General features: G+C 68.8%; 15 protein-coding genes, 2 tRNA genes and 1 pseudogene. 8 read left to right on the forward strand and 10 right to left on the reverse strand.

The window, feature by feature from the left end; genetic code table 11:
* Positions 1-9 precede the first annotated feature (9 nt).
* Positions 10-333 carry a hypothetical protein gene (locus ASF60_RS22320; protein ID WP_056190327.1) on the forward strand — a complete coding sequence of 108 codons (324 nt, stop codon included), beginning with the start codon at positions 10-12 and terminating at the stop codon, positions 331-333.
* Between the two features lie 393 nt (positions 334-726).
* Here the strand turns inward: ASF60_RS22320 and ASF60_RS25900 are convergent, their stop codons facing one another.
* The 5 genes and pseudogenes from ASF60_RS25900 to queA form a co-directional block, all read right to left on the reverse strand.
* Positions 727-1,242 (reverse strand): hypothetical protein, encoded by a 516-nt coding sequence (locus ASF60_RS25900; RefSeq protein ID WP_244478546.1) that lies wholly within the window; start codon positions 1,240-1,242, stop codon positions 727-729.
* Between the two features lie 51 nt (positions 1,243-1,293).
* Positions 1,294-1,833, reverse strand: a pseudogene (locus ASF60_RS25905) (calcium-binding protein); the annotation flags it as partial.
* Between the two features lie 604 nt (positions 1,834-2,437).
* Positions 2,438-2,513 (reverse strand) — tRNA-Lys (locus ASF60_RS22330).
* Between the two features lie 143 nt (positions 2,514-2,656).
* Positions 2,657-3,829, reverse strand: coding sequence for a tRNA guanosine(34) transglycosylase Tgt (gene tgt, locus ASF60_RS22335; protein WP_056190332.1), 1,173 nt, complete (start codon positions 3,827-3,829; stop codon positions 2,657-2,659).
* Positions 3,830-3,890: 61 nt separating this feature from the next.
* On the reverse strand, positions 3,891-4,976 hold the full coding sequence (gene queA, locus ASF60_RS22340; RefSeq protein WP_056190334.1) for a tRNA preQ1(34) S-adenosylmethionine ribosyltransferase-isomerase QueA: 1,086 nt from the start codon (positions 4,974-4,976) through the stop codon (positions 3,891-3,893).
* Positions 4,977-5,154: 178 nt separating this feature from the next.
* Here queA and ASF60_RS22345 point away from each other — a divergent pair, with 178 nt between their 5' ends.
* The 3 genes from ASF60_RS22345 to ASF60_RS22355 all read left to right on the forward strand — a co-directional run bounded on the left by ASF60_RS22345 (position 5,155) and on the right by ASF60_RS22355 (position 6,787).
* Positions 5,155-5,397, forward strand: a complete 243-nt coding sequence (locus ASF60_RS22345) for a hypothetical protein (RefSeq protein ID WP_056190336.1) — start codon at positions 5,155-5,157, stop codon at positions 5,395-5,397.
* Positions 5,398-5,492: 95 nt separating this feature from the next.
* A complete protein-coding gene (locus tag ASF60_RS22350) occupies positions 5,493-5,780 on the forward strand; it encodes a hypothetical protein (protein WP_156634361.1) in 288 nt (95 codons plus the stop codon).
* 119 nt (positions 5,781-5,899) lie between these two features.
* Entirely contained in the window at positions 5,900-6,787 is an 888-nt protein-coding gene (locus ASF60_RS22355; RefSeq protein WP_056190338.1) for a cation diffusion facilitator family transporter, read from the forward strand.
* Here ASF60_RS22355 and lipB read toward each other — a convergent pair.
* Positions 6,784-7,491 carry a lipoyl(octanoyl) transferase LipB gene (gene lipB / locus ASF60_RS22360; RefSeq protein ID WP_244478545.1) on the reverse strand — a complete coding sequence of 236 codons (708 nt, stop codon included), beginning with the start codon at positions 7,489-7,491 and terminating at the stop codon, positions 6,784-6,786. The genes ASF60_RS22355 and lipB overlap by 4 nt on opposite strands.
* Before the next feature lie 97 nt (positions 7,492-7,588).
* On the opposite strand from lipB, the gene ASF60_RS22365 reads away from it, so the two are divergent.
* From ASF60_RS22365 to ASF60_RS22375, 3 genes are all read left to right on the forward strand, one after another.
* On the forward strand, positions 7,589-7,894 hold the full coding sequence (locus tag ASF60_RS22365; protein WP_056190342.1) for a FliM/FliN family flagellar motor switch protein: 306 nt from the start codon (positions 7,589-7,591) through the stop codon (positions 7,892-7,894).
* Between the two features lie 147 nt (positions 7,895-8,041).
* Positions 8,042-8,126, forward strand: a tRNA-Leu gene (locus ASF60_RS22370).
* 307 nt (positions 8,127-8,433) lie between these two features.
* Positions 8,434-8,679, forward strand: a complete 246-nt coding sequence (locus tag ASF60_RS22375) for a hypothetical protein (RefSeq protein WP_056190345.1) — start codon at positions 8,434-8,436, stop codon at positions 8,677-8,679.
* 25 nt (positions 8,680-8,704) lie between these two features.
* On the opposite strand, the gene ASF60_RS22380 is transcribed toward ASF60_RS22375, so the two are convergent.
* The 4 genes from ASF60_RS22380 to ASF60_RS22395 all read right to left on the reverse strand — a co-directional run bounded on the left by ASF60_RS22380 (position 8,705) and on the right by ASF60_RS22395 (position 11,115).
* Positions 8,705-8,920 carry a hypothetical protein gene (locus tag ASF60_RS22380; protein WP_056190439.1) on the reverse strand — a complete coding sequence of 72 codons (216 nt, stop codon included), beginning with the start codon at positions 8,918-8,920 and terminating at the stop codon, positions 8,705-8,707.
* Positions 8,921-9,003: 83 nt separating this feature from the next.
* Entirely contained in the window at positions 9,004-9,627 is a 624-nt protein-coding gene (locus ASF60_RS22385; protein WP_056190347.1) for an acyl-homoserine-lactone synthase, read from the reverse strand.
* Between the two features lie 183 nt (positions 9,628-9,810).
* Entirely contained in the window at positions 9,811-10,545 is a 735-nt protein-coding gene (locus tag ASF60_RS22390) for an autoinducer binding domain-containing protein (protein ID WP_056190441.1), read from the reverse strand.
* A 138-nt stretch (positions 10,546-10,683) separates the two neighbouring features.
* Positions 10,684-11,115 carry a DUF488 domain-containing protein gene (locus ASF60_RS22395; RefSeq protein WP_056190349.1) on the reverse strand — a complete coding sequence of 144 codons (432 nt, stop codon included), beginning with the start codon at positions 11,113-11,115 and terminating at the stop codon, positions 10,684-10,686.
* A gap of 284 nt (positions 11,116-11,399) precedes the next feature.
* On the opposite strand from ASF60_RS22395, the gene ASF60_RS22400 reads away from it, so the two are divergent.
* Positions 11,400-12,197 (forward strand): glycoside hydrolase family 25 protein, encoded by a 798-nt coding sequence (locus ASF60_RS22400; protein WP_056190443.1) that lies wholly within the window; start codon positions 11,400-11,402, stop codon positions 12,195-12,197.
* Positions 12,198-12,209 lie beyond the last annotated feature (12 nt).

Here is a 12,209-nt window from a genome sequence, read left to right on the forward strand (position 1 = left end):
CCGGCATTCGTGGCCAAGCTGATCTACACCCGCCTCGAAGACCATCCGCGCGAAACCTACGTCATCACCAGCGGAGCCCTGATCGTCGGGCGGGTCGATTGCATCAGCGACGATCCGGCGCCGGCCGCGCAATGGACCTGGGGCCTGCACCTCGACATCGGCGCGGCCCCGTTCCGTCGCGGCGCCACCGTGGCTTCCCGCGACGCCGCCATCGCGGCCCTCGATGCGGCCTGGGGCGAGTGGAAGCTGTGGGCGGGGCTTCGGGATGCCGATCCGAGCGAGGCGCCGGAGCCGGTCGCGGTGACGAATCCGGGTGCGCGGGTACTGCGATAGCCGGAAAGCTGTCGTGCCGACGGGGTCGGTCTCAGATTTCGGCGGCCGGCGTGCTATCCAGAGCCATGCCTCGCTGGTTCTTCCTCCTGTTCGCCTGCGCCCTCGCGCTGTCCGTCATCGGCGGCGTTCTGATCTTCCTGCGCTCGCCGATCCCGATCGAGCAGCGCGCGAACTGACTCCCGGCGCCGCGGTTCGCCGCGCCTCGTATCGCGGCCCTGCGCCGCGTCGCGCCTGTCGATGTGGAACCGCCTGGGCTGCGCAGCCCGGACGCGCTCCGTCGATTCTGACGATGAGACCGTTTCGCGATCACCCGGCGCGCGCGGATGCCCGCGACACGATCCCCATCGATTCGTGTCCACGCGCAGGGCAGCGCGTGGACCCAAGCCGCAGATCTCAGGCGTGGAAGACGCCATCGCCGACGACCGGCTGACGCCCCTCGGCGGCTCCGAACTCCAGGAAATGCTGAAGCGGATTGAAGCCGGCCGCGGCGACATCGGGATTGGCGGCCAGGTACCCCTGCGTGTCGAAGCCGGCGGATGGATCGCGGCCCTCCTTCCAGCCGAAATTGAGGTAGTGTTCGAGCGGGTTGATCCCTGCGGCGGCCACATCCTGGTACGCCGTCAGGTACCCCGTGGTGTCGAAGAACGCATTCGGGTTCCGCCCTTCCTGCCAGCCGAAGGCGGCGAAATGTACCTCGGGATCGGTGCCGGCCTGGAAGACGTCCGGGTTCTGGCTGAAGTAGAACAGATCGTCGACGAGAGCATTGCCGTCGCCCTGCACGACCTTCCCGTTCGTGAACTCGAACACTTCGACGTTCTTGATGGTATCGAGCCCCGATGCCGTGGTGATCGTGCTCAGAACGCCGGCCGACGACAGGGCGTCGCCGCTCGGAAGCGCATAGTCGAACACGGCGGTGTCGGCCCCTTGAGCGCCGTCGAGGATGTTGGTCCCCGTTCCCCCGGCGAGGCGGTCATCGCCGAAGTCGCCGAACAGGGTATCGTCGCCCGCCGCACCCACGAGGGTGTCGTTGCCCAGATCGCCATCGACGAGGTCGTCGCCGTCGCCGCCATCGAGAGAATCGTCGTCATCGCCACCGGCGAGAAAGTCATTGCCGGCTTCACCGAAGACTTGATCGCGGCCCGCTTCGCCGACGAGGAAGTCGTTGCCGGCAGCACCGTAGAGGATGTCGTCGCCCGGATTGCTGGCGGCATAATCGTCGCCGTCTTCGGTGTAGATCGTATCGTTGCCGGCTTCACCGATGATCTGATCGGCGCCGGCTCCACCACGGATCAGATCGTCCCCGGGACCGCCCGCGATGAAGTCCAGATCGGCACCGCCCGTGATCGTATCGTTGCCGTCCTGACCGTCGATCCTGTTGAACCCGCCGGGGTCCGAGAGGGTATCGTTTCCAAGGAGACCGAGGATGATGTCGTCGTCAGTCGTACCGGTCAGAACATCATTGCCATTCGTTCCTGAGATCGATGCCATAGTATCCTCCATGATTGATTTTTTGGGGCGGTGAGCGGTTCCACGCGCAGGCCTGCGCCCGTGCTCAGATCAGATCGGCAGGCGATAGGTTGCTGTATGATAGACGCCTGTGCGAATGCAGCACAGTTTGCCGCACTGCATCAGAAAAAAACAAATCTTTCACACGACAACTTCGGCTTACGGCTAACCGGGAGTCGTTCGACTTGTTCACCGGCCCCGTGTCGAACTTCGCTGGAGCGTTTTGCCGCGCCAAACCAGCGCGTGCGGCGGCGGGCGCGGGATGCAATCCGGCGGGGCGGCGCAGACTTGGCCGTGAGCGCGGTTCTGAACGCTGGAGCGAGGGGGCGAAGGCCGAGCCGGTACGGACAAAGCGGCCGTCGACCGGATCACCGCTTGCTCAGGCCGCCCGACCCCGGGCACGCCCCGACGTCCGCGCCGGCGCACCATCGACGGCCTGGACTGTCGTGCGGCCGGGCACAGATCCTTGCCGATCCGTGTGGCGCAGGTGCCTGCTGCTCGCATATCAGGCGTCGCGACAGGACCGGCGGGCGTGAGCCGCAAACCAGTTCGGGTTACCGCGAGGAGCTCGCTCAAGTCGTCGTGACGGAAGGGAATGTGGTGAGCGCGCTGGGACTCGAACCCAGGACCTACAGATTAAAAGTCCGTTGCTCTACCAACTGAGCTACGCGCTCGCGTCCGAAGGGGCGATGCGGCCCTCTCGGGGGCCGGGCCGTTTCGGACGGCGTGGCTCGCAATAGGGGGTCGGCGGTATGGGGTCAACCGGCTTTGCGGTTGGACCAGGAGACGGGTGAGGAGGCAGGCCCGGAACGGACCGTCAGGCCGCGGCGCGCTCGGCCTCCGCCCGGGCCCAGGCGGCGCGGGTCTCGTCACAGAAGTCGGCGAGCCGCCCCTGCGCGATGGCGGCACGCATCCCCGCCATCAGGTCCTGATAGTAGGACAGGTTGTTCCAGGTCAGCAGCATCATGCCCAGGATCTCGTCGCTGCGCACGAGGTGATGGAGATAGGCGCGGGAATAGTCGCGGGCGGCCGGGCAGGTCGAGGCCTCGTCCAGCGGCCGGGTGTCCTCGCCGTGGCGGGCGTTGCGCAGGTTGATGCGGCCGTGGCGGGTATAGGCCAGGCCGTGGCGGCCGGCGCGGGTCGGCATCACGCAGTCGAACATGTCGATGCCGCGCATCACCGAGCGCATCAGGTCGTCGGGGGTGCCGACGCCCATGAGGTAGCGCGGCTTGCCCGCCGGGAGGTGCGGCTCCACCGTCTCGATCATGGCCAGCATCACCGCCTGCGGTTCGCCGACCGCGAGGCCCCCGATGGCGTAGCCCTTCAGGTCGAGGTCGACGAGGGCACGGGCGCTCTCGACGCGCAGGTCGGGCAGGTCGCCGCCCTGGACGATGCCGAACATCGCCTTGCCGGGCTGCTCGCCGAAGGCGACGCGGCAGCGCTCGGCCCAGCGCAGCGACAGCTGCATGGCGCGCGCGATGGTGTCGCGCTCGGCCGGCAGGCGGACGCATTCGTCGAGCTGCATCTGGATGTCCGAGCCGAGCAGGCCCTGGATCTCGATCGAGCGTTCGGGGCTCATGTGGTGAGTCGAGCCGTCGACATGCGAGCGGAACGTGACGCCCTGCTCGTCGAGCTTGCGCAGGGCCGAGAGCGACATGACCTGGAAGCCGCCGGAATCGGTGAGGATCGGGTGCGGCCAGTTCATGAAATGGTGCAGGCCGCCGAGCCGCGCCATGCGCTCGGGGCCGGGGCGCAGCATCAGGTGGTAGGTGTTGCCCAGCACCACGTCGGCGCCGAGGTCGCGGACCTGTCCGGGATACATCGCCTTGACGGTGGCGGCCGTGCCGACCGGCATGAAGGCGGGCGTCCGGATGATCCCGCGCGGCATCGCGATCGCGCCCGTGCGCGCCGCGCCGTCGGTGGCGTCGACCCGGAAGGTGAAGTCGCTCGGAAGGGTTTCGGGCGCGGGGCGTGCGGCGGGCTCGGACATGGGCGCCGTCTTAGCACCGGTTTTCCGGCTCGGCACGTCCTCCCCCGCGCGTTCCCTCGTGTCAGTCCCGCGCCGGAAACAGCAGGCTCGAATCGCCGTAGGAATAGAAGCGATAGCCGGACGCGATGGCGTGGGCATAGGCGGCCCGCATGGTGTCGAGCCCCGAGAAGGCCGAGACCAGCATGAACAGGGTCGAGCGCGGCAGGTGGAAGTTGGTCATCAGCGCATCGACGGCGCGGATGCGGGTGCCCGGCGTGATGAAGATCTCGGTCGGTCCCGCGAAGGCGTGAAGCCGTCCCTCGGAATCGGCCGCACTCTCCAGGAGGCGCAGGGCGGTGGTGCCGACGGCCACGACGCGGCCGCCGCCCGCCCGCACGGCGTTCAGGGCCTCGGCGGTGGCGGCGTCGAGGCGGCCGATCTCCGCATGCATGCGGTGGTCGTCGGTGTCGTCGGCCTTCACCGGCAGGAAGGTGCCGGCGCCCACATGCAGGGTCACGGTGTGGCGGGCGATGCCGGCGGCATCGAGGTCGGCCAGGAGCGCGTCGGAGAAGTGCAGGCCGGCGGTCGGGGCCGCCACCGCGCCGGGCTCGCGGGCATAGACGGTCTGGTAGTCGGTGGCGTCCTGCGCGTCGGTGGGCCGCTTGCCGGCGATGTAGGGCGGGAGCGGCAGGTCGCCGATCCGCGCGATGGCCTCGTCGAGGGCGGGGCCGGCCAGATCGAAGCGCAGGGTGATTTCGCCCCCCTCCCCCTTGGCCGCGATGGTCGCGTCGAGGCCGCCGAGATCGCAGGGCTCGCTCGCCCCGTGCCGGCCGAAGCTGACCCGGTCGCCGGCGGCGAGGCGCTTGCCCGGCCGGGCGAAGGCACGCCAGGTGTCCGCCGCCTCGCGCAGGTGCAGCATCGCCTCCATGCGCAGGCCCGGCGCACCCGGCCGGTGACGCAGGCCCGCGAGGCGGGCCGGGATCACCCGGGTGTCGTTGAAGACCAGGGCGTCGCCCGGCCGCAGGAGCTGCGCCAGATCCCGCACCTTGCGGTCTTCGAGGGCGTCGCCGGGGCGCACCACCAGGAGGCGGCCGGCATCGCGGGGGACCGGCGGGCGCAGGGCGATGCTCGCCTCGGGCAGCTCGAAATCGAAGAGGTCGACGCGCATGGCCCGCCAACAGCACGGTTTGGCGGCGCGGATCAATGGGGTCACGCGTGGTCGGGCGCCACCGGCGGAACCGGCGCGGGCCCGACCTGTTCAGACGAGAGCCGCCCGCGACGGGCGTCCGTACCGACACTTTCCACACCGCCACTTTCCACACCGAGACCTGAGGAGACCCGACAGGATGGCCTGGTTTGCCGTGAGCCCCCGCGATCCCGCCGACCCGCGCTGGCCCTTGCCGGATCGAGCGAGCATCACCCTCAAGGCGGAGGATGCCGAGGACGCGCGGGCGAAATTCCTGGAGGCCTATCCGAGCCGCCCGTTCGGCACCCCCTCCTCACCGGTCCCGGATGCGGGCGATGCCGGCTTCGCCCAAGATCCGGACGCGCTCACCGTCGCGCCGACGAGCGTGCCGCCCTCTCCGTGAAATCGGCTCTCCGGCCGCTGGATCAGTCCGGCGGCTGTTCGCACCCGAAACGCCCTTCCCGCCCCTGACGTCCACGCTCGCCATTCGGAGCCCTCATGACCGACGCGCATTCCGGCGACGCCACCCGGTCCGATGCCATCCGGGCCAAGATCACGGCCCGGCGCACGACGCTCGACGGGGAGCTTGTGGATTACTGGACGCGGGAAGCCCTGCGCCTGGACACCCTGGCCGCCGGCGCGCGCTGGAACTGGATGGCCCGGAGCTATCAGCGCAAGGCCGAGCGCGCCCGGGCGCAGGGGGCGGTCTTCGCGGCCCGCGAGGCGGCTCGCGTCAAGGCATCGGGTCTGGACCAGCCGGGTCCGGCCGATTCCGGCACGGCATAGCCCCGGCTCAATCGTACAGGTGCGGGTTCAACCTTTGCCGTGGCCTTGGCGTGGCCACGGGCGCTAAGGCCTCCGCACCGGGCGGCCGCGCCGCATCCGGCTCGAGACCGGACACCGTCATGGACCGCACCCAGAAAGCCGCCCTCTTGAGCGCCGGCGTTGGCGCCCTGGTGATGGGCCTCAAATTCGCTGCCTACTGGGTGACCGGCAGCCTCGCGCTCTATTCCGATGCCCTGGAGAGCATCATCAACGTGGTGGCGGCGGTGTTCGCCCTGGTCGCGCTTCGGGTTGCGGCCCGCCCGGCCGACGACGATCACCCCTACGGCCACCACAAGGCCGAGTATTTCTCGGCGGTGATCGAGGGCGCGCTGATCATCGTGGCGGCGCTCCTGATCCTGCGGGAGGCCTTCTTCGGCCTGCTCGACCCCAAGATGCTGGACGCGCCGGCCATCGGCCTCGCGGTCAACCTCGTGGCGACCGCGATCAACGGCGTCTGGGCGATGACGCTGCTGCGCCGGGGCCGCGCCTGGCGCTCGCCGGCCCTGGTGGCGGATGCCCGCCACGTGATGGCCGACGTGGTCACCTCGGCGGGCGTGCTCGTCGGTGTCGCCCTGGTGACGGTGACCGGATACGCCATCCTCGACCCGCTGATCGCCGGCCTCGTCGCCCTCAACATCCTGTGGTCGGGCTGGGGCATGATCCGCGATTCGGTCAGCGGCCTGATGGACAAGGCCGCGCCCACCGAGATGGTGGCGCAGATCCGCGAACTGATCTCGCTCCACAGCACCGGTGCCCTGGAGGCGCACGACGTCCGCACCCGCCATGCCGGGCAGGCGACCTTCATCGATTTCCACCTCGTGGTGCCGGGCGCGATGACGGTGCAGGATTCGCACGCCATCTGCGACCGCCTGGAGGCCGCGATCGAGAGCGCCATCGAGGGCTCCGTCGTCGTCATCCACGTGGAGCCGGGGGAGCACGCCAAGGGCCGGGGCGTGCCGGTGATCTAATCCGCCGCGACCGTTGGGCCGAAGATCGCCTCGAAGGCGGCGCGGAGCTGCATGTCCACCTCGGGCATCGAGACGAGATGGCCGAGATCGACCAGACTGGTGACGCCGTGCCCGGCGATGCCGCAGGGCACGATGCCGGTGAAGTGCGACAGGTCCGGCTCCACGTTGAGGCTGATGCCGTGGAAGCTCACCCAGCGTCGGACCCGGATGCCGATGGCGGCGACCTTGTCCTCCACGCCCGCCCCCTTTTCGGGACGCCGGACCCAGACGCCGACCCGATCCTCCCGCCGCTCGCCGCGCACGTTGAAGGCCTCCAGGGTGGCGATGATCCAGGCCTCCAGGGCGGCCACGTAGGCCCGCAGGTCCCGGCGGCGCCGGTTGAGGTCGAGCATCACGTAGGCCACCCGCTGACCCGGCCCGTGATAGGTGTACTGCCCGCCCCGCCCGGTGCGGTGGACCGGAAAGCGGTCCGGCTCGACGAGGTCGGAAGCCCGCGCCGAGGTGCCCGCCGTGTAGAGGGGGGGATGTTCGAGCAGCCAGACCAGCTCCGAAGCGCGGCCCGCCGCGATCGCCTCGGCTCGCTCCTCCATGGCCGCCACCGCGTCACCGTAGGGCACCGGGGTGTCGCTGATCCGCCACGCCACGGGCGCGCCGGCCGAAAGGGCGTGAAAATCCCCCGCGGGAAGCGCCAGACGGGGCGCGATTAGGGTTTCGTTTACCAAGATTTCACCATCGCGCAGGGAAGGTGGAGGGAAGGGCCGAACCACGGGTTGGGCCGGCCCGGAACGAAGGACGGATCGCGTGGCGGTGTTCGAAGACCTGAAGGTCGACCTGACGGTGGTGCTCGGGCGCAGTCACATGCCGTTGCACATGCTCCTGCGCATGGGCCGCGGTGCGGTGATCGAACTCGAAGCCACCGAGTCCGATATGGTCGAGATTCTCGCCAACGACCACCCGATCGCGCGCGGACAGATCGTGGTGACCGGCAACCGCATCTCCGTCGAGATCACCGAACTGATCCGCAAGGCCGACGTGGTGCGCCTGCCCGGCGTCACCATCGGTCAGGGCGCCGTGCCGGTCCTGGACGGCGGCGTCGATTTCCTCTGATCCCGCCACCGTGACGCTTGTCGGACGGAAATCCGTCTGTTATTGGCTGCGCCGCGCCCCGAGAGATCGGTCGCCGCAGCCCACCAGAGCCCACCGCTACGGCGCGATGGTCCTCCGGGCCCGGTGACGGAACGGTGCGTTGACGATGCGGCCATGGCGGAATTGGTAGACGCGCTAGCTTGAGGTGCTAGTCCTGCAAGGGGTGGAGGTTCGAGTCCTCTTGGCCGCACCAACTCTTTCGATCGACGACGACGAAGAGTTGGTGCATCGCGGTTCGATCAGGGTTGCCGGGTTCTCATAGAACCGCACCCCGGACCTAGTCTGATCCACACAGAAATGACGTGAGTGCTCCGGCCGGTTGCGCAGGCGCGGGTCCTGCGTTCGATCGATGGTGGGGCTCGCCTATCCTGCGCCTCATGGCGGCTGCCACAACGCCCGGCGGCGACATGTCGGTTGTCCTTGATCTGCCCGTCGGATTCGGCGTTGTCTGTTCACATGTCGCGTCGAGGCACGGCCGACCTTACAACCGGGAACGTTCGATGACCCGCTTCTCTCGCCTGGCCCTGTTGATGGTCGCGGTCGCAGGCCCGATCGGCCTCGCCATTCCGGCCATGGCCCAGAGTCCGGCCAAGGACTACCTGTTCCAGGAGCAGCGCTTCAGCCGTGCCTGCCGCCCGCCGCTGAAATACGCGGCTGGCGCCTGCGTGCGCCGCTGCCCGGCCGGCTACGAGGATATGGGACGGACCTGCCGCCAGCGCAGCATGCGCGGCGGCAGCGCGCGCTAGTCGGCCACTGGCCGCCGACACAGCGTCAGACGACCGGATCGAGGGCCCGAGCCGGATCTTCCTCCGGATCGGCCAGCGCCACGGCGATCTCGAACAGCAGAAGATCGATCAGCCGCCGCATCATCGGCGTCCCGGATTTGTCGATGACCGCCCGCGCCGCGATGAACTGGACCGCCAGGGCATCGAGCGCCTGTTCGGCCTCCGAGTGGGCGGTCGGGCCGGCGCCGGTCTCGCTCGGCATGAACGAGTCCAGGATCGTCTGATCCAGACTCGTCGAATCCGTCAATCGTTGCCCCATGGTGGTCGGTCCTTCGAGAGCGCGCGTCAGGCGGCGAGATAGGGATAATCGGGAGCCAGGACGGAGCCGGAGCGGCCGGTCAGGCGACGCAGGCGCGCCAGCGTGCGCTCGTCGAACTCCGCCGTGGTGGCGATGATGTCTTCGCCGCTGATCGCTTGCGGCAATCCGAGCGGGTGGGCGCGGAAGTGCAGCTGCACCACGTGCAGCAGGTAGAGCGTCGGCATCTGCAGCACGAGGCGGCGGACCCCGCTGGCCAGGCCCCACTCGACGATCCCCGAAAGCAGCGCCAGCGAGACCGGGTTGATCGCCTTGCCGCGGCCCCGGTGCGAGCGGGCCACGGCCTGCCGCGTCCATTCCCAGGTGTCGTGACCGCGCGGAAGTTCGCCCTCGCAGAGCTGCGGCAGGACGTCCGACAGGAGATGCGGCCGCGTGGTCGGCAGGAGGCGGCTGTAGCCGATGACCCTGCCGGCCTCCAGGGCGAGGAAATGGATCGCGTGCGGCGTGTCGAACTGGTCGATCTCGCGGCCGTCCGGCCTGGCCAGATCGGTCCAGCGTTTTTCCTCGACGAACACTGCGTGTCTCAGGCGCCAGACCTGTTCCATCTCGTCGCGAAACCGCTGCGCGTTCGCGGGTGTCACGATCTGAATCATCTCGAAACCTCCAGGCCTGGAGGTGTTTCTGACAGGGTGATGACAGTTACAAACCTACGGGAAACCGTAGGGGATGCGGCTCCGCGCGGCCGGCCTTCGAGATTTCAAGGCTCGAAGATTTGAAGGCTCGAAGATTCCCTGACTTTAAGATTCCAGGGCTTGCAGCTTCCAAAGCTCGGAGGCTCAGAGGATCAGCCCGCGCCGCAGCGCCACCGCCACGGCCTGGGTGCGGTTGGTGGTGCCGAGCTTGGTCCGCGCCGAGCGCAGGTGGAAATCGACGCCATGTGTCGAGATCCCCATCACCTCGCCGATCTCCCAGTCGGTCTTGCCCTCGGCAGCCCATTGCAGGGCCTCGCGCTCGCGCGGAGCCAGCCGGATGGTGCGCGGAAGGCTGCCTTCCCCGCGCAACCGCAGCAGGTGGCCGAAGGCGTAGGTGGCGATGAGATGGAGCATCGGCCGGTCGTCGGGATCGATCGCCAGATGCTCGCCCGAGAGGCTGAAGCCCGCCGTTCCACCCTCCAGCGTCATCAACGGAATGGTGACGCCGTCGCGCAGGCGAAACTCGCCCGCCTCGTCCATGACCCTGCGCGCCTCGCTGTCGTCGCCGATGCGGCTCCGCAGATCGCTCCAGGCAAACGGAACCTTCGTCTCCGACAGGTGGCGGACGGTTGGGTCGTGGAAGGCGTAGCCCCGCGTGAGGTAGCGCCGTCCCCATTCGGACGGGAAGGTGTTGACCAGGATGTGGGATTGTTGCTGGCGCGCCGGCGTGCCCTTTCCCGGCACGGTGCCGGCCATGGCGTGGGCGACGCCGAAGGCGGCGAGTTCGGTGACCAGCAGGCGCGCCACGTCGTCGACGCTCGCAGTCCGGTCGAGCGATCGCAGGAACCCGAGTGTCTGGTCCAGCGCCTTGCGCGTCATCCTCGTTCCGACATCCTGTGCTTCTTCGACGAAGCAGAGGCGCATAACTCTAGATTGTCAACGGCGGTACGGCCCGACCGTGGGCAACCGGGTCGTGGCGACGCGGGGGCGGCATTCATCCCGGGCGATCGGGCTGGATCAGCCGAACAGGTCGACGCTGATGAAGCCGCGCTCGGCCATGCGCTCCGCCAGGACGCGCCGGTGGCAGTGGGCCGGGTCGCGCTCGAAGCAGAGGAGGCAGGTCGGAGCCCGGGCCGCCAGGGCGCAGAGGTCGTCCAGGGCGAGCCCGCCATCGGCGGTGTCCAGCACTTCCTCGCAATAGATCCTGCGCATCAGGCTCGCATCGTTCGCGCGGGCCGCCTGACGCCCGGCCTTGGGGGTGCCGAGGGCGCGGGCATGGGCGTAGCCGAGCCCGACCTCTTCCAGGCTGGTCCGCAGGGCGTTCTTGGAGAAGCCGCGCTTGCGCGAGTTGGCCACCGCCCGGACATCCGCCAGGGTCGCCACACCGGCATCGCGCAGAGCCGCGATCAGGCGCTCGGAATCCAGCCCTTCATACCCGATGGTGAACAATGTCTTCACCCGATTCCCCCCTGGCGAAACCCGCAGGCCCGACCTGCACTTAGGCGGCGCATCGCCTGGGGGCCAGCGGGGATGTCCGCGACGGATGTGACCGTCTCACCACGACTTCCGGAAATCCGCCGCAATGCCGTCAAAGGTCTGTTAACCGCGCCGGGCCATCCCTTAGCCATAGAGTGCGTGCGTCAATGATGGATCGGGGACCAATGCGGCTGAGGAACGGGACTGTCCCGACACGCCAGAACCAGCCGGTCCGTTTCCAGGTTCTTCGCGAGACCTTGCGGCGGGGTGCCGCCGTGGCGGTGTTGTCTGCGCTCGCGGCCTGCTCCGGCACTACAGACTTCTATCCCACCAAGGGCGATGCCAAGCCGCATCCCGGCGTGGCGCGGGCCAAGCAGCACCCGGTCCAGGGCATCGACATCTCGAAATGGCAGGGCCCGATCGACTGGATGTCGGTGCGGGCCGCCGGAACCCAGTTCGCCTTCATCAAGGCGACCGAGGGCGGCGACCACGTGGACGAGCGCTTCCGAACCAATTGGGACGGAGCGGCCCAGGCCGGCGTGCCGCGCGGGGCCTATCACTTCGTGTTCTGGTGCCGCTCGGCCCAGGATCAGATGGCCTGGTTCAAGAAGAACGTCCCGAACGATCCCACCGCCCTGCCCCCGGTCCTCGACGTCGAGTGGAACGGCCATTCCCAGCTCTGCCCGAAGAAGCTGCCCAAGGCCCAGGCCCTGTCGATGATCCGCTACATGCTCGACGAGATGGAGCGTTACACCGGCAAGCGCCCGATCATCTACACCGACATCACCTTCCACAAGGACGTGCTCGAAGACGAACTGCCGGATTATCCGCACTGGGTCCGTTCGACCGCGGCCGAGCCCGAGCAGCGCTACGTCAAGCGCAAGTGGATGCTGTGGCAGTTCACCTCGACCGGCCGGGTGCCGGGCGTGCGCGGCGATGTCGACCGCAACGCCTTCTACGGCAGTCCCGCCGAATGGGCCTCGTTCCTGTCGACCGATTGCGATCCGCGCGAGCACCGCACCCTCGCCGACCGGGGCCTCTGCTCCGGCAAGTGACCGCCGGGCCTA

Origin of the sequence: Methylobacterium sp. Leaf113 (assembly GCF_001423325.1) — a bacterium.
Taxonomy (GTDB): domain Bacteria; phylum Pseudomonadota; class Alphaproteobacteria; order Rhizobiales; family Beijerinckiaceae; genus Methylobacterium.

What these genes read in the sequence shown, in the direction of transcription:
- tgt (WP_056190332.1), bottom strand. Translation starts at nt 3,829, where the DNA reads ATGTCCGAGCCCGCCGCACGCCCCGCGCCCGAAACCCTTCCGAGCGAC.
- queA (WP_056190334.1), bottom strand. Translation starts at nt 4,976, where the DNA reads ATGCGCGTCGACCTCTTCGATTTCGAGCTGCCCGAGGCGAGCATCGCC.
- ASF60_RS22345 (WP_056190336.1), top strand. Translation starts at nt 5,155, where the DNA reads ATGGCCTGGTTTGCCGTGAGCCCCCGCGATCCCGCCGACCCGCGCTGG.
- ASF60_RS22350 (WP_156634361.1), top strand. Translation starts at nt 5,493, where the DNA reads ATGACCGACGCGCATTCCGGCGACGCCACCCGGTCCGATGCCATCCGG.
- ASF60_RS22355 (WP_056190338.1), top strand. Translation starts at nt 5,900, where the DNA reads ATGGACCGCACCCAGAAAGCCGCCCTCTTGAGCGCCGGCGTTGGCGCC.
- ASF60_RS22375 (WP_056190345.1), top strand. Translation starts at nt 8,434, where the DNA reads ATGACCCGCTTCTCTCGCCTGGCCCTGTTGATGGTCGCGGTCGCAGGC.
- ASF60_RS22380 (WP_056190439.1), bottom strand. Translation starts at nt 8,920, where the DNA reads ATGCCGAGCGAGACCGGCGCCGGCCCGACCGCCCACTCGGAGGCCGAA.
- ASF60_RS22385 (WP_056190347.1), bottom strand. Translation starts at nt 9,627, where the DNA reads ATGATTCAGATCGTGACACCCGCGAACGCGCAGCGGTTTCGCGACGAG.
- ASF60_RS22390 (WP_056190441.1), bottom strand. Translation starts at nt 10,545, where the DNA reads ATGACGCGCAAGGCGCTGGACCAGACACTCGGGTTCCTGCGATCGCTC.